Origin of the sequence: Cuniculiplasma divulgatum, from assembly GCA_031200235.1 — an archaeon.
Lineage (GTDB): Archaea > Thermoplasmatota > Thermoplasmata > Thermoplasmatales > Thermoplasmataceae > UBA509.
Genome location: CP133595.1, coordinates 198012 through 214664 on the forward strand (window position 1 = coordinate 198012; position 16653 = coordinate 214664).

Genomic DNA, 16653 nt, shown 5'->3' on the forward strand with positions numbered 1-16653 from the left:
ATAATAATTTATGGTACAAACTGCACATCAGGAGAATTCTTCCTGCAGTTCGATCATCACCATGTTCAGAACCTCCTCGAATGTGACTCCGTTGTACTCCCTGAGCCCTCCCATCTCGGTCCTGAGTTTGGCGACAAATTCATCATCTTCCTTATCAAATTCTATGTTGCAAATAAGCTCCTGCATAAAATACACCTGATTCGGGAATGTTCCTTCCCTAATAAAATTTTCAGGTGCTCTGCCAATCCCGGCTGCTACAGGTACGGCAGAAGCCAGGGAACTCAGTCAAACAATAGCCAGGTCAGAGTTGGTCAGCTAATGATTCTTAATGGTCTTTCCAATGAGTTTTGCAATCTCAACCTCATCCTGATTGCTGGAGCGGGACAGGTGATCAATGACACCCATGCGGTCCTCCACAGTGTGGTTCTGGCTAAGTTTGGCTTTGCCCCATATTCTGTCCACATGGATCTTGAATCCCACTATGCCTGACATCATGTCCTGATAGGGTTTTTCCCTGAGTTTTCCGGCAAGGGTAGAACCTGATTCATAAAAATCCACCATTTTCTCCAGCATTTTAGTGGTTTCCTCACGACTGGACAACCTTACAGTTCCCTCCGCATGAACAGTAACGTAATCCCAGGTGGGCACCTGCCCAGGAACGGCATACCACGATGGCGATATATAGGAATGGGGACCACTGAAAATAACGAGCGTACGGGAGTCCCCAATGCCCCTCAGCTGCTGGTTGCCTGTGGCCAGATGCCCCCAGAGCACCAGCGGATCATTGGCGGTAATGATGAAGGGGATGTGCGAGGTCCTGAACCCTTCACTGTACGTGATCATTATGCCAAAACTGTATTTCCGGATAAATTCTATCATCTCACTCTGGTCATTGATTGCAAATTCAGGTGGTATGTACACAGTGAAGCATGCCATCTATCATATCATATTTTTGCATACTCTGTGAGGGTCTGGATCCCTCAGTTCCTGCACATATGGAACAGAGGTGTGAATTTGCAGCTTCATTTGCAACCTGCGCGGATGGTTTAACCTTGAACTGGTATTCCTGCTTATGCTCCAGTATTTGTGCCAGCCACTGTTGAAGGTCTTCAATTCACGAGGCTGAATGGGACTGAATCGGCATCGCAACCTATGCAAATTAAGGGTCAGCGTTTAGATCAATCATGATCCGGCCCATGGACTTTTTCTGCTTCATTTCGTCGTATGCGCTGTTGATATCATCCAGCCTGATCTTTTCGTGCACCACGGCATGCAGTTTTCCCCGGGACGTCATGTCCAGCACCTTGCGCATGTCATTTCTAGTAGAACTTATGCTTCCATGAATGGAGTTTCCCTTCAGAATTATGAGGCCAAGTGGAAGGCCCACGGGGGATGGATCAACGTTGCCAATCACAACAAGCCTGCCACCTGTCCTGAGGCTTCTGAGGCTCTTCTCGAAGGTTGGGAGGCCCACACTCTCAAGTGCAAGGTGCACACCATCACCGGTCTTTTCCTTGATCTCCCTGTCGAAATTATTGCCACTCACCACAAGATCAGCCCCTGCCCTGTACAGCGGTTCTATCTTCCACTGTGATGATGTTTCGGCAATGACATATGCTCCAAGAGCCTTGGCCATCTCCACTGCATGGACACCCACACCTCCGCCTGCACCGGATATGAGAACCCGCTGTCCCTCCTGGAGCTGCCCAACCCTGGCCAGTGCGTTGTAAACCATTCCTGTTACACACGCTGCCAGAGATGCATCCTCCAGTCTGACATTATCAGGGACCTTTACAAGTGAGTTCTCATGGGCTATGACATACTTTGTATATCCGCCGTTCACGGCTTCTCCAAATGTGATCTTGTTGGGGCATAGATTCTCGTCCCCCCTCAGGCAGAATTCACATTTCCCGCATGGGGTGTAAATGAGGCTTGCAACCCTGTCGCCAACCCGGAAGTCTTTCACATCCGGTCCGGCCTTGATTATTCGGCCAGAAATTTCATGCCCCGGAATGATTGGTAGCCTGACCCGGGGCATGAAGCCATCCCTGGTCAGTACATCCCGGTAACATATGCCTGTTATTTCCTGCTCCAGAAGAACCTCGTTCCCCACGGGATCAGGGGACTCATAGTCATGAATGACAAGTGGCTGCTTGAGTGCCTCAAGAAATGCTGCTTTCATGTGTTATGTATTTTCAGGAAATATAAATGATCTTGCAGGTATTACCATGTATGATGCTTAATTTTAGCTTGAAGTATTCCCGTGAAATCTCACTGAGAGAGATAGGCCCGGATGGCTTTGCCAGGCTAAGGTCTGCGTCAGTGACAGTAATAGGCCTTGGAGCAACTGGATCCCCTGCAGCCGATCTTATGGTAAGGGCAGGAGTGGGGTCCATAAAACTAGTTGACGGCGATACAGTGGATGTAACCAATCTTCACCGCCAGATACTCTATACACAGAACGATACAGGAAAAAACAAGGCCGAGACCGCGGCCAAGGCCCTGTCTGCATTCAATTCTGATGTTACCATCAGGGCAGTGTCCGAGAACCTGAATGCCCAGAATGCAGAAGAAATAATCAGAGGAAGCAGCGTTGTAATAGACGGGACTGACAATCTCAACACCAGGCGGATAATTGACAGGGTATGTTACGAACTCAAGATACCATGGGTATTTGTGGCATCTGTGGGGACAATGTCCCAGGTTAAAGCCATAATTCCGGATGTCACATCATGCCTGCACTGTTTCATACCTGACAGCCAGGGGGATGGGGCATCATGCGAAGCAATGGGTGTTCTCGCGTCCGCCCCCATAATGGCAGCATCCCTGGGATGGACAATGGCCTTGAAGATCATCTTGGGAAAGGAGGTAACTGGCGATCTTTTCTTCATTGATCCCTGGAATACAGAGTTCCAGTCCGTTAAAATTGCCAGGAATCCTCTTTGCCCTGTTTGCGGCGGGCACTGAATGAAACTGTCCAGTGTTCATACAATTTTTCCATTGCCTGCACCGCTTCCCAAGGAATGTTTGGAACCCCCGGCATATCCATGATGTTCAACTGTACCAATAATCATTTAATAATTTGATTGTGCTTATTACGCTTATGCATTTCTCCATTAAGACAGGGACGTTGTTTGCCATGGTGGCTGTGTTCGCAATGCTGGCCTCTGGAGGTGTCGCATTACAGCATGGAGGGCAGATAGCATCATCGGGCGTACATGCCGTAAACAGTACCGGAAACGTATCTGAAATATCTTACAATCTTTCTCCTGAATACAATCTCACTTCTCTTGGAGAGCCGCGACTGAATGCATCCGGAGGATGGTCATCTCTTAGAAACGTAATAAACTCGAGACTTGACAGTTCTTCTGTTCCCTCGTATGCCAGATATCTTCCGAACTTTGCAGTGGGTCCTGAAATTCAAAATGGGAATGTACTGCCTTCATACACGTCAGCCCCGGCCCCAATGGGACTTTCCAGCTATGGCCTGATGAACCAGTCAGGAACCCTTGTCCCGTATACCTACAGCACGTCCAGCTTTCAGGGAACAATAAATCTTTCTTCTGTTCAGGAGTTCTATATGGGATCTGATGCACCACACAGCTTCTCCATACAGTTGAACTCTGTGCTCAACAACGTTACGCTGTTTGGAGTCACAGGGTACCAGTACTGGACCCAGAATGTTGTTGATTATTCATCCATGACGGGCCAGCTGACCTTTGTTGATAACATATGGAACTTCTCATCACCATCTGCAGTGATAAATGGCAATGAGTTCCACTCCTACAATGGCACAGTGGTTCCAGGCGTTTACTATTACGATATTGGACCAACACTGCATATCAAACCGCCATTCACTCTGAGCCTTTACCTCAATACCACCACACTTGGCAACAGGAACACTGTCTTCTTCAATTACTCAATTTCCGGCAGGCTTGAGAACGGGACATTGATCAGCAAAAGCGGGAGTTATGACCAGGTGCAGTTCAACTCCTCCTCTCCCGGTTCCGGACCCATTCCTTCAGCAGATTTTCAGGTGAGTGGAAGCCACCTTACAGGCACAGGATTCATACCAATGGATGCAGAGTTCATAATTGGCGGTCCGGGCGGCGGATCAACGGCAGACTTCTACAACATAAGCGGAAGCATGTCCCTGGATTATCGTAACAGTTCCGGGAGATACACCCCCGTGGGATCAGCATACAACGCAGGTTCCGAGACTGGTGAAACATCCTCAGGCATAGGCATGTACTATTCCAACCACACTGCATACCTGTCAACGGGACCGTCTTTTGTGGAAGGACTCTGGAACATTTCCAATAATCCAGGTGTGGTTTCTATCCAGGGCAGGGTTGGCCCTTCAAATGCCTTTGTTATGGTGAGTGATTCCAGAGTGATGAACAACGCCACTGCACAGTGGGCTCCAGCTGGCACATACGGCAATTTCGATTACCATATCTCTCCGGGAAATTATTCCATGGAATTCCTCCTGAGCTACCATAATCCATCTTTCGTGAATGACATGACACTTTTGTCCGGATATACGCATAACGTTGGAACCATCTCACTGGGAGTCAATTTCTCAAGAGGGGTATACACACCGCTGTATTCATTCAGCAATGCACAGTTAAGAAACCTCAGTAATGCTGGCAATGGCACTGCTTCGAGCCCATTCCAGATACCTGGGCCACTGGAACTTGCAGCAAATGGCATCCCAGCTCAGGCACAGCTCAGTTCTGTCTTCAGCAGGGTGAATGATTATCTATACCCGGTCTTCTATGGCATCATCCAAACCAACACGACAAATTATACCCTCTACAACGGATTCCGCACTGCCCAGGGAAATTCGCCATTTGAGATTTCACTACCACTCACTGACCTTGCTTCCATTACACAGGAATTTGATGTGCCCACGGTGAATTTCCTCCCTGAGGTGTTCTATGCAGCATCAAATGTAACAATTTCAAATTCAACTATCTCGGGATGGTTCAGCACCATAGTGTATAACAACTACACACTGGACAATGTACCGCCTGTCGCTTCCCTTATGCTGTGGAACACCACTCACTCCTTAATTGAAAGGAACAGTGTGGAAAGCCAGGGATCAGGTATCCTCATTTATAACCAGAACTCCACCATATCTGATAACTATGTGTGGAATAACACATTCTCAAACTACCCCTATGTCTATGCGGGTGACTATTACGGATACGCTCCCATAGGTTTGGTGGTTGAAAGCTCCGGGAACACAATTTACAACAATGAGTTCACGTCCACAATTCCACTTGTGAGCATAAGCGGAAGGGGAGCCAATATTTACAATGGCGGGAATGCCACTTACACCGACAGATTCAACATTACAAGGGAAAGTTCCAGCAAACTTGCACACTTCAACGGCGTGACCCTCTCCGGAAGCATCCTTAACACATCATACCAGGGTGGAAATTACTTCTACAACTACTTTGGAAATGGAACTGTGCCGTACAACGGGTCCGGGGTCGGCTTTGTTTTCAACGGCCAGGGGATTTTCAATGGAAGCATGAATGATGGCTACAGTTATAACCCTCTGACCCTGCCTTCCTATGCCACCAACGTTACAGCCACCGGGCTTCCAGCCAGCACTGAGACATATTTTGACCTAAACAATGCCATCTACAACATAAGTTATGGACAGCATTATACAGTGTACCTGCCCAATGGAACCTATTTTCTTTCAGGATTTGCCCTTGTTAGCCCTCAGGTAGAATTTTTGCCGTCAACCTACATGGGGAAGCTTCTTCTCACCGTCGGTTCCTTCCAGGCTCTTGGACCTGTGATGAACATCACTCTCAGGTATGAAGAGTACGTGAATCTGACTGTTACGGAGCGGGGTCTCCCGGCCGGCACTCAGTGGGGCTTTTCCGTTCCAGCCGCAGGTGAAGGGTTTGAGCTGGCCTCGGACAACATTTCCATGTTCCTCCCTGCGAGTCAGGAGTATGAGATCATTCCCCAGTCAGTTTCAGGATATTATTCTTCACCGCTCGATATTGGTCCGCTTTACAGCCCGGGAACCGCTACCCTCACATACAGCAGACTTCCAGCCAGCATATCAGGCAATTTCACCGTAATCTTTTCAGAGAGCGGACTGGCGGGCGGGACAGTGTGGAAAATCCAGATAGGCCAGCAGACCTTTTCAACAACAAACAGCACAATGGCAATATATGGCTTTGAGAACGGCAATTATTCCTATTCAATAGTTCCTGTTGCCGGATACCGGGCAGTACAGTCTGGATACCTGTACATAGATAACGGCAATGGCACTGTGGCAGTTACATTTGTGAAAACATCGGCTGGAGCTGGCCAGGCTGTTTATATTGCCCTGTCACTGATTGGGGGGGCCGCCATTGGATCCGTGGCTGTTTATGCAGTGATGCGCCGCAGAACCTGATGGTGTGCGTCACTTCAACAGGTCGATGAGCTGGCTGGCTTCTTTCCGGTTCAGCTCATCCAAAGTTTTCTTCTTCAGTTTTACCATGAATAACCGTGCAATCTCCTTCTTGTCCTCTGACTTCTGGAGACTCTCTATGTACTTTATCTGCTTCTGGCTCACTGGGATTCCTGAGTTGTCTGCACCTTTTTCAACCGCCATGGATTTGAGCTTTTCTATGAGTTCTGATGCCTCATCCATGTTCAGAAGATTCAGGGAATCTTTTCCATGTGCCTTCAGGAATTCCCTGGCAGCGGCTATTCTCTGTTCGGAGTTCTGCAGGTTCGTGAGAAAGGCAATCTGCTTTCCGGTTGCAAGGGGTTTTCCCGTTGCCTTGCCCTCTTCCCCCTTTGGAACTATCTTTCGCAACTCATCTATAAGCTTCGAGGCTTCGGGAACACTGAGTTCTTCCGTTGACTTTTTTCCTGATTCGGAAAGGAATTTTTCCATGGCTTTTTTACGGTCAGGATTCTCTCCTATGAGCCTGCTTATGAAATTTAACTGATTCCTGGTAGGTGAGCTGGATGGCATAATTGCATGAGTATGACGTTACTGATTAATGTTAGGATAGATGTTTGACCAACCCTGCTAAGGCAGCAGTGCATTCGTGCGTCAAACATCCCTCCACCTTGATCTTTTCAATGCCATGTAGCTCAGTGCCATAGTGAGGGAAATAAGAACCGCCCAGTAAACTCCCTGAACCTCAGGTGAGATGGAAATGAAGTGAGCCGCATTCTGGGCAATCTGCGCTGAATAAGTTGTGGGCGATATGTAGGCAAGGTACCTGAAGGGTAGTGGAATATAGGATATTGGGTAGTATACCGGAGGAATCGTGGTAAGTATTGGCGAGAGTATGCCTGAAAACGCCCAGCTCTGCACAATATCTGATGACAGCGTGGAGAGAAGGAATCCAAGCGATACGGAGAAGGTGAATATTGTGGCCATATCCAGGAAAAGAATCAATGACCCGAGTGCTGTGAGATGGACGAAAAGTATGTTGAACACCACAAGAATTGCCAGTGTGGGTATGGAATATACTATTTCAGAGAGGGCCATTCCCATTATGTATATGCCGGGTCCTGTGGGCGAACTCACAACCATGTCCTGAAGCCTCATGTCATTCTTCAGATGAGACAGGTCACCCTGCATGGAAGTCCCGCTTGATACCATATTCATGATAAGCGCCCCCTCTGCAGCCACCGGAAGGAGCGTCCCATGGCTTGCAAAGGTCACCACAGCCAGTATTGACAGGGGGGCCAGAAGGGTGTTTATCAGGGTCACAGGATAATTTACCATGGCATAAATTGAATTTACAAGGATTGATGCATATATCTGGCTCCCCACATTCCTATTCACCGTTGACACCTCCCTGAACAAGAGATTCGAATATGGTGTTTAGGGAGATTTCCTGCACATTGAACCTGATATGGCTGGCAAGAAGCGATGTCACTATGCCATATGCCTGGTCTTCTGTTGTAAGGACCTGTATCTCCCCGTCATCAAGCCTTCTTACCTGACCCTTGATCTGCGGTATTTCCAGGTTTCCTGCAAAAATCTTGACACTTAGGGGGTATTTGGTCAATCCACGCAGGTCATCCAGAGTGCCAAGGCCAACCATCCTTCCATGGTCAATGATCCCGATTCGGTCTCCCAGCTGCTCTGCCTCCTCAAGGTAATGTGTGGTCAGTATTATGAGCCTGTCCTTCTTCATTCCTGCAAGAACATTCCAGAGTTCCTTTCTTGAGATGAAGTCCAGGCCTGTTGTTGGCTCATCCATGAAAATTACTGTTGCCTCACTTGCAAGTGCGGTTGCAACCAGAACCTTTCTCTTCTGGCCTCCTGAAAGGCTCCTGTTTTTAACATTCTCCTGATCTTCCAGCCCAAGGCTGCGAAGGACATCCCTTGCCATTGCTCTTGATTCAGAGTGCGTGTACCCGCGCCACATGAGATATGAAGTTATTGTCTGCACCGGAGTCATCCATGGCACCGCCCTTGCTTCCTGTGGCACAGCAGCTATGATCTCCCTCACTTCGCGTGCATCCTGCACCACATCATTTCCATTGATGAAGGCCTTTCCGGAAGTGGGCATCAACTGTGTTGATAGAATCCTCACAAGTGTGGTCTTTCCGGCACCGTTCTTTCCTATAAGAGCGAATATGCCATTGTGGTCGATGTGAAAACTTACGCCATTAAGAGCACTGACATTGCCTGAATAGATCTTGGACAGTTCAGTGACCTGTATGTCCACTTCCAGTTATGTTTAAACCGTATAAAAGCAATCCCAACCTGAAAAAACTTCACATTATACAGGAAATTCGGTGCCAGGATAGGGAGCGATGAACGGGATATCACCATGAGAATAATGGGGCTAGATGGCCAGCGCCATGGTTAAATACATTCCGGGTTATGATCCGTTTACGAAGGACGGAAGCGATCAGACAAAGATAACTGACCACATGGCAAACGAGCGCACTTACCTGGCATGGCTCAGGACAGGCATCGCAGTCATGGCACTGGGATTTGTGGTGGCAAAATTTGGAATAATCATCAAGGAGCTTGACAGAAATGCTCCAACATCCTCATACGGAAGGTCGTCTTCCATAGGTATCGTCCTTGTCATAGCAGGCGGTTTCCTGGAGATCATGGCCCTCAGAAGTTTCGTGAGGAACAAGAAAAGCATCGAAGAGGGCAATTTTGTCCCTTCAACCGGCCTGGAGGTTGCTGCAGGCATTATCATACTTCTGGTGGCCGTACTGCTCATAGCCTACATGCTGTTGACGCTTTGAACTCCCCTGCATCTCTGGAAACCGTAATGGTACGTAGTGCGAGTATTTAAGAAATGATCACATTGGTGCTGCTGTGGTGACTGGCAGGTGGGGAGCGATAATATTTCAGATGAAGTGCTGAAGGAGGTTCTTTCCTCCCATGAAATGCTGAAGGTGCTCAGGCACATGCATACTGCAAAGGTCGATTATGCCAAGAACACCACCAGGTACACAGATATACCGCAGATAAGGGTGACTGAGTACCTGTTGCGGCTCAGGTCACTGGGACTTCTTGATACATATGAAAATACTTCAATTAAGCGAACGGCAGCAAAACTGAAGAAAAGTGCGGAAGTACACAAGCATCACACTTATTTCCAGATCAACAGGAGCGGCGATATTCTTCTGAAGAAAGCCACCCCTGAAAACTATCTAAAGTTCATTGGCCCTGAGTTCATCAGCGTCCTGTGCAGCAGGAAAAAGATTCAGGAAAGCCCAGAAGCTGTCCTGCTCCTTAAGAGTTATGGGCTCATTGACAAGGAAGATACCATAACAGACATTGGAACCGAAGTTCTCAAGCATGGTAGGCGGACGCACAAAGTATCATGTTGAGTGATCATCAAGATTCATGACTGACTCAGGATCTCCGTTATGAGATTGCAACAGAGCTGTCATTGGAGATCACTGTTTCCGATCCATGATGCCAAACAAGCCTTCCCTGCCGGGGAACTCAGGAGCTGTTCAACAGCTCAGAAATTATTTGTTCCGTAAATGCCGCTGTTTTCGCGCTTCCACCCATATCCGGGGTTTTTGTGCCTTTCCTGATGGCTGAAAACATTGCTTCTTCAAGCACCAGCCTCTCCTTGCTGAAACCCAGCCAGTCAATCATCATGCCCATTGAGAGTATCATTGCAATTGGATTCGCAATTCCTTTGCCGGCTATGTCGACAGCACTGCCATGAACTGGCTCAAACATACCTTTTTTCGTTGATAGGTTTGCACTGTAGGCAAACCCGAGCCCTCCTACCGTTGACGCTCCAAGATCTGATAATATGTCCCCGAACATGTTTTCCGTAACAATAACGTTCAGGTTTCTGGGATGCAGAAGCATGTACTGCGTCATTGCGTCTCCGTACATATATTGCCTCTCAACATGAGGATGTTTTTCAGCAACCTCATCGAAAACCTTCCGGAAGAATGCAAAAGATTTCAGCACATTGCTCTTGTCGACGCACGTCACTGATCTCTTTCCGCTTGAAAGAGCCCCCTTGCTTTTCTCTGCAAGATTGAACGCCATGTCCACTATTCTCTCCGTACCTTCGCGAGTAACTATCTGGTTGTCAATGGCAACCGAATCTCTCAGCACCATTCCGCCAAAATGACTGGAATAGAGGCCTTCACTGTTTTCCCTTACGATTGTGTAATCGATTGAATTTTTGTCATCGATGCCCCGCAGAACGGATGCTATGCCCGGTAGAAGTCTTACTGGCCGTACGTTGGCGTAAAGGTCAAAATGGAACCTCAGGCCCAGGATAATATCCAGCGCTTTCTCTGTTCCCGATTCTCCCACAAGTTTTGGATCTCCCATCGGAGCCTTCAGGATGGCTTTGTAAGGATCTGCCGCTTCCAGAATCTTTTCAAGGGTCCACTTTCCCTCATCGGCAGTTTTTGCCCCAATGTCATACCTTATAGGATTTATCTTAAGATCATAATTTTCTCTCAGGACATCCATTATCTTCAGGGAACTTGACATTATTTCCGGCCCAATGCCATCCCCTTCAAGCACCATTACATCCATGAGATGCTGATGCATGATCTGCTATTATCATTTACTTCTTGGGAAGCACTTAAGTCCGAGTGAATCTCCACATTTGCCTTTCATTGTGAAAGAATGTGAGATTCAGACATATACATCCAATAAAGTATCCGCTTCAGTCAGCCAGTCAGTTGCTGCCACATACTCAGGAATATTGAGAAACGCGTATTGCTGGCATTGCCGTTGAACCTTTTATATTGGGCTCAAAGCGGTTCATGCAGATCTCTTATGAATATCAATACCTGACTGTCATATAGAAGAAGATGAGTTTTAAAAAGTAAAATATCACAATGAGGGAATTGCAAATATAAACCCGGAATTCGTAATCTAAATTTTAGCTCAATTTCAGGATAAGAATTAAATATTGAAGCAATATTCTAAAGGATGCAATCTGATGATATCGGTGAATTCGCATCAAGTAACAGTTATTCCACACTTCCGGCGGATGTAAAGGAAAGAACAAGGCTGGCAGTTTTGAATTTTTTTGCAGTGACCATTGGAGCCAATGCTTATCCGCAGTCCAAAAACATTATAGATTCCTGCCGGGAGATTCAAATGGGAAACTACCCCATCTATGGCTCCGGGAAAAAATCCGGTTTGATAAGTTCCGCATGGGCGAATTCAAGCCTTTCCCACCTTCTGGACTTTGATGACACCCACCTGGGATCCATTGTTCACCCCAGCGCACCGGTTATACCCAGTGCTCTGGCAGTTGGCATTGAAAATTCCGGATCAGGCTCAGAAGTAATTTACTCCTCAGCAATCGGAATGGAGGTTGCAATAAGGCTTGCCCTCGGAGTTGGGTTGGATGAAAGGTACTCAGACTGGCATAACACTTCCCTTTACGGAACCTCTGCAGCAGGGACAGCTGCATCCATCATGTTTCATTCCAGCAGGGATGAAATTTCATCGTCTTTCCTCCAGGGACTCACTGTGGCTACCGGATTTCTTTCAAACAGGGGAACCGTCACCAAGAGCTTTCAGGTTGGCAGATCAGCTGCGGAGGGAATAATAAGTGCAATAGCCTCCAGAAATGGGGTTACTGTTTCAAAGAATATCATCAGGACATTTGCTGCTTCCCTATCCAGATCAAGTGAAATTGACCTTGTTACAATGGACATTGGAAAAAAATGGCATGTCCTTGACAATTACCTCAAGCCATATCCATGTGGCGTTGTTTTGCACCCGGGAATAGATGCGGCCATAAAGATGAGGGAGAAAAACATCGCATTTGACGACGTTGAAAGAGTGGATGTGCATGTTAACCCGGTGGTACTGGTACTTACCGGCATAATGGAACCAAAGACCGGCCTGGAATCCAAATTCAGTGTTACACATGCCATTGCCGCCGCCCTTGCTCACGGCCCACTCTATCCGGAACATTTCTCAGATAAAGCTGTGAAGGATCAAACAACCCTGGAAATAAGGAAGAAAATAAAAGTGCATTCAGAGGAAAACATAAACAGAGGTCAGACAGTAATAGAAATCAAATACAAAAATGGAAGGACTGAAACCGTTGACCTGAATCGTGGTCCCGATACCCCATCAAAGCTTCTGGATGAAAACGATGTCCATCTCAAGTTCTCACATCTGGTTGACCCGGTTGTGGGAAAAGATGCTGCTGCAACAATCTGGAACTACCTGAATGATTTCCAGAAGAAAAGCGACCTCACTGAAATACTGGAGTTATTCGACTGAAAACTAGGCTCTCTTCTTTACACACCGGAGCCACAACCACCATAAATCTTTTTAAAGCACCTCTGGTTCCTCTCATTTTAACCCACCCACTTCCCGTCAACAGACGCGGGAGATTCATGGAAGTCATTCTTTCTTGTTGGACCAGCAAAAGAAGCGAATTCTATCAGGCTCTGAAAAATTCAATTAAGAAAAAAATAAAAAAAATGGGATTACTTGGATATTAGTTCAAGTACCTTCCCTGTTGTCTTCGGCCCTAGAATGAACACAACCGCAGCTATTATAATTCCAAACATGAAGTTTATTGAGAATACTGGCACCGCGCCGTAGGCGTCCAGTAAAACAACAAAAGTTGAGAGGAATATGAATGTGCCTATTCTGCTGAGCGAGAAAGCTGCACCTGTTCCGGTTGTCCTGGCTCTTGTGGGGTAGATCTCCGCCTGGTAGATATGCCAGGAATTGTTGAAGAAGTTATCCAGGAATGTGTACGCCGTTCCGAAGAACAGTATCAGTCCCACTATGTGGATCAGAGAGAATGCAAAACCATCCAGGCCAAGAAGCAGTGCGAACACAATGATCTCAGCCTTCCTGTCATACCTGTCCAGGACAAATGATGCTGCCAGTGAACCAAGAACGTATCCGGTGTCTATGACAACTGTGAAGAGAAGACTGTGTATTATTGTGAAGCCAGCCGCAACCAGCACAAGCGGTGCAAGTGTTCCGATGATGAAGCTCATTCCTCCCTGAAGGAACTGAAGTATCCAGATCATTACGGTCCTTGCTTTGTATTCTCCCTTGAAAAGATCGCTGAGAGGTATTTTATCTTCCTTGGTGGTGTACGGCACGTATTCCGCGGAAGGAAGAGTGGTTAATTTGTTCATTTTCATCACTCTCTCCTCAATCTTGTCCATGGTTTCGTCTGCTTCCTTGATCTTCCCGTGACTTTCCAGCCACCTGGGTGACTCATAAAGCCTGAATCTGTAAAGCCATGCTGCGATTCCGCCTATTCCGCTTATGAGCAGGACCCATCTCCAACCTGGAAGTACATAATTTACAGGTGCGAACAGATAAACCAGAAGTGCCCCCACAGGAGAGGATGTCCATGCCAGGGTGTACATCCACGAGAGCCAGTTTCCTCTGCCTTTCCTCGTTATGAATTCACTTACGTACGTATCAACAATGGCAATTTCCCCACCAACGCTCAGATAGGAAATAAACCGGAGTAATCCCAGCTCGTAAATGTTCGTTGAGAAAGCGCTGATAATAGAAAATACACCGAATCCCAGAAGACTTGTCAGAAAGGTTATCCTCCTTCCATAACGATCTCCCAGGATACCATAAATAATAGACCCCAGAAAGGCCCCGATGAATGGGAATGCAGCAACATAGAACGTTGCGGTGGCTCTGCTTACATTTAATGTTTTAGCAATGGGCAGGGCCAGTGGACCTCCGGTAAACAAAATAAAGAGATCGAACCATACGCCTATCCCAAGCTGACTTATAAACAGGCGTTGCAGGTTACTGCTCGGCAGACGGTCCAGTCTCGCTCCAACACCAACTCTCTTTGTGCTATCTGAAGTTTCCATCAATAAAGCCATAATGTATCAATATAAGAATTTTGTGCAATTAACATATCAATAGAAATTTTGCATCGTATTATAATACTAATAATGACAATACCTGAATTTAAACTCGCGTCAAATAATTGGAACATTCAATTCAACTGCACAAAATATTTCAGAAACTACAGGAGAAGATAGAGCAAAGCTTTCCGAATACGTTTTGAACTATTGCTTCGTGACTCACTGATTTTCTGTAATTCAGAATAGTAAAGCTGTTACAGTCCTAGAACAGCATTGTGGAAGTTGCCACATAATACTCTATGAAACTGATGAAAGCATTGACTATACGGTTCGATCCCTTCCATACATCCAGAATATTCAGGTAAGATTCAACCTTTGTATCAATGGGAATGAACTTGATGAGCCCCCCCTGTACATATTTCGATGCCTGAATTCTGCTTACAATGGAAAGTCCCAGACCCTCGGTAACAGCATTTATCACAGAAGAAGAATTGTCAAACCTCCAGACAACATTCAGGTCACTCTCCCTGATTCCTTTCTCCGAGAGAATTTTCAAAATTTCCCTGTGAGAACCTGAACTCTGATCCCTGGAGATATAAGGGAGACCTATGAGTTCAGTTACGCTTATTGATTCCCTGTCAGCAAGAGGGTGATTGACCGGCGTTATGACTCCGTAGGTGAGTTTCAAAAGCTTGTGGACCTGGATATTCCGCAGATACGGATTGGGTTGAAAATCAATACTTGCCGTGACTCCAAGATCGCATTCTGCTTCGCTGAGCTTTTTCAGGGTAGTGAGGGAATTTGTTATCTCAATTTTTACCCTGACTTTCCTGAACTTGGTTTCGAACGCTCTTATTATTGGGGGAAGGAGAAATACACCGCCTATTTCGCCTGCTGACACTTTTATGGTCCCCATCATTTCTCCTTTTTCCCCCACATCCCTGTATTTCTCAATCATGGAAATTATTTCCTTGGCCTCCGCGAAGAATGAGTTTCCGAACTCAGTAGTTTCCACGGTTTTATTGGACCGCCGGTTGAAAAGTTTCTGCCCGAAGAATTTTTCCAGTTCCTTTATTCTGTAGCTGACTGTAGATTCTGTAATACCGAGGTTGGAAGCTGTTTTTGTGAAATTCTTCGTGATGTAGAGATCGCAGAATGTTCTGAGCTGTTCCAGGTCTATTGTCATTTATAGGGCCGTCCAGATGCCTCAAAAGGCAATTAGGATTTTAATTTTGCTTAATGAAAACTCAATTTTCAGGCTCACTCCACAACTTGAATACTGATGACCGAAAGATTGGAATAGCAAACTGACGTTAATCAAAAATGGAATCTGCATCCAAAGATGTTACAGCCACAGCTTTTTCTGGAAAAAGGTGCATTGTCACCGGTGGAACATCAGGCATAGGAAAGGAAACAGCCATAGGCTTGGCCAGGTTGCAGGGAGATGTTACCATAGTTGGTCGTTCCAGAGAAAAGTGTGAAGCAGTAAGGAGTGAAATAATTTCAGCTACATCCAACCGGGATGTAAGCTATGAAATAGCTGATCTGTCATCAATAAATGCCGTAAGGGCACTTGCCGAAAAAATTGCTTCCGGCACAAGCCGAATTGACGTGCTGATAAACAATGCAGGTGGCGTATTCAACAGATATATGATAACCAAAGACGGTTTTGAGAGCACAATAGCTCTCAACTATCTTTCTCCTGTTTTGTTAACTCGCCTTCTCTTTCCAATTTTGAAGTTATCAGGCGCCGCAAAAATTATCAACATTGGATCTTCCGTACACAAGAGTGGAAGAACAGAATTTGATTTCCAATTCAAGCAGAAATATGGGGCCATGAAGGCATACTCAACCTCAAAGCTGATGATTACCCTTTTCACATATGCCATTGCACGGCGGCTTAGAAAAACAAACATGTCTTCAATCCTGGTGCAGCCAGGTTTCGTGTCCACAAATCTGGGCAGAAATAGCGGAAGCAGAATTCTTTCAGCATCCTTCGGCATAATGAAGCCTTTCCAGATAAGTGCTCATGAGGCTTCAAGAACACCCATTAACCTGGCAATTTATGGAACAAGTGAAGAGTTGAATGGAAAGTGTTTTTCAAGACTGAAGCCCATTAAGACATCTACGGTTTCTTATAATGAAGAACTTCAGGAGAAACTCTGGCAGTTAACCGCCGACACTCTGGCATTATCACCGGTGCTCCCATGAATCCCATATACCGTACCGAAAGTTGAAAAACTGAATGATGATACCATTGAGGAGCTTGTCCGGGAGAAGTTCAACCTCACAGACGGTGGTTTTACCAAGGTCTTCAGAACTGGAAAG

General features: G+C 46.4%; 15 protein-coding genes. 6 read left to right on the forward strand and 9 right to left on the reverse strand.

What is annotated here, in order from left to right; translation table 11 throughout:
- Positions 1-27: 27 nt before the first annotated feature.
- From RE469_01060 to RE469_01070, 3 genes are all read right to left on the reverse strand, one after another.
- Positions 28-186, reverse strand: a complete 159-nt coding sequence (locus RE469_01060; protein WMT44805.1) for a hypothetical protein — start codon at positions 184-186, stop codon at positions 28-30.
- 129 nt (positions 187-315) lie between these two features.
- Positions 316-921, reverse strand: coding sequence for an FMN-binding negative transcriptional regulator (locus RE469_01065; protein ID WMT44806.1), 606 nt, complete (start codon positions 919-921; stop codon positions 316-318).
- A gap of 238 nt (positions 922-1159) precedes the next feature.
- Complete coding sequence (locus tag RE469_01070) at positions 1160-2182, reverse strand: alcohol dehydrogenase catalytic domain-containing protein (protein WMT44807.1); 1023 nt, start codon at positions 2180-2182, stop codon at positions 1160-1162.
- Positions 2183-2232: 50 nt separating this feature from the next.
- Here RE469_01070 and RE469_01075 point away from each other — a divergent pair, with 50 nt between their 5' ends.
- Both RE469_01075 and RE469_01080 read left to right on the forward strand, forming a co-directional pair.
- A complete protein-coding gene (locus RE469_01075; protein ID WMT44808.1) occupies positions 2233-2967 on the forward strand; it encodes a HesA/MoeB/ThiF family protein in 735 nt (244 codons plus the stop codon).
- Positions 2968-3103: 136 nt separating this feature from the next.
- Positions 3104-6427, forward strand: coding sequence for a thermopsin (locus RE469_01080; GenBank protein WMT44809.1), 3324 nt, complete (start codon positions 3104-3106; stop codon positions 6425-6427).
- A gap of 9 nt (positions 6428-6436) precedes the next feature.
- Here the strand turns inward: RE469_01080 and RE469_01085 are convergent, their stop codons facing one another.
- The 3 genes from RE469_01085 to RE469_01095 all read right to left on the reverse strand — a co-directional run bounded on the left by RE469_01085 (position 6437) and on the right by RE469_01095 (position 8714).
- Positions 6437-6997, reverse strand: coding sequence for a DUF1018 domain-containing protein (locus RE469_01085; GenBank protein ID WMT44810.1), 561 nt, complete (start codon positions 6995-6997; stop codon positions 6437-6439).
- Positions 6998-7078: 81 nt separating this feature from the next.
- A complete protein-coding gene (locus RE469_01090) occupies positions 7079-7822 on the reverse strand; it encodes an ABC transporter permease (protein ID WMT44811.1) in 744 nt (247 codons plus the stop codon).
- Positions 7815-8714 carry an ABC transporter ATP-binding protein gene (locus RE469_01095; protein WMT44812.1) on the reverse strand — a complete coding sequence of 300 codons (900 nt, stop codon included), beginning with the start codon at positions 8712-8714 and terminating at the stop codon, positions 7815-7817. The genes RE469_01090 and RE469_01095 overlap by 8 nt, the downstream gene beginning before the upstream one ends.
- Positions 8715-8850: 136 nt before the next feature.
- On the opposite strand from RE469_01095, the gene RE469_01100 reads away from it, so the two are divergent.
- The gene (locus tag RE469_01100; GenBank protein ID WMT44813.1) at positions 8851-9252 is read left to right on the forward strand and encodes a DUF202 domain-containing protein; all 402 of its coding nucleotides are present in this window, start codon (positions 8851-8853) and stop codon (positions 9250-9252) included.
- An 87-nt stretch (positions 9253-9339) separates the two neighbouring features.
- A complete protein-coding gene (locus RE469_01105) occupies positions 9340-9843 on the forward strand; it encodes a DUF2250 domain-containing protein (protein WMT44814.1) in 504 nt (167 codons plus the stop codon).
- Positions 9844-9961: 118 nt separating this feature from the next.
- On the opposite strand, the gene RE469_01110 is transcribed toward RE469_01105, so the two are convergent.
- Positions 9962-11029: an isocitrate/isopropylmalate dehydrogenase family protein gene (locus RE469_01110; protein ID WMT44815.1), complete on the reverse strand. Its 1068-nt coding sequence runs from the start codon at positions 11027-11029 to the stop codon at positions 9962-9964.
- Positions 11030-11431: 402 nt separating this feature from the next.
- On the opposite strand from RE469_01110, the gene RE469_01115 reads away from it, so the two are divergent.
- Complete coding sequence (locus RE469_01115; protein WMT44816.1) at positions 11432-12745, forward strand: MmgE/PrpD family protein; 1314 nt, start codon at positions 11432-11434, stop codon at positions 12743-12745.
- A gap of 209 nt (positions 12746-12954) precedes the next feature.
- Here RE469_01115 and RE469_01120 read toward each other — a convergent pair whose 3' ends face one another.
- Together RE469_01120 and RE469_01125 are read right to left on the reverse strand one after the other, a co-directional pair.
- Positions 12955-14328, reverse strand: coding sequence for an MFS transporter (locus RE469_01120; GenBank protein WMT44817.1), 1374 nt, complete (start codon positions 14326-14328; stop codon positions 12955-12957).
- A 259-nt stretch (positions 14329-14587) separates the two neighbouring features.
- Entirely contained in the window at positions 14588-15511 is a 924-nt protein-coding gene (locus RE469_01125) for a LysR family transcriptional regulator (protein WMT44818.1), read from the reverse strand.
- Between the two features lie 137 nt (positions 15512-15648).
- On the opposite strand from RE469_01125, the gene RE469_01130 reads away from it, so the two are divergent.
- Positions 15649-16536, forward strand: a complete 888-nt coding sequence (locus tag RE469_01130) for an SDR family oxidoreductase (GenBank protein WMT44819.1) — start codon at positions 15649-15651, stop codon at positions 16534-16536.
- Positions 16537-16653 lie beyond the last annotated feature (117 nt).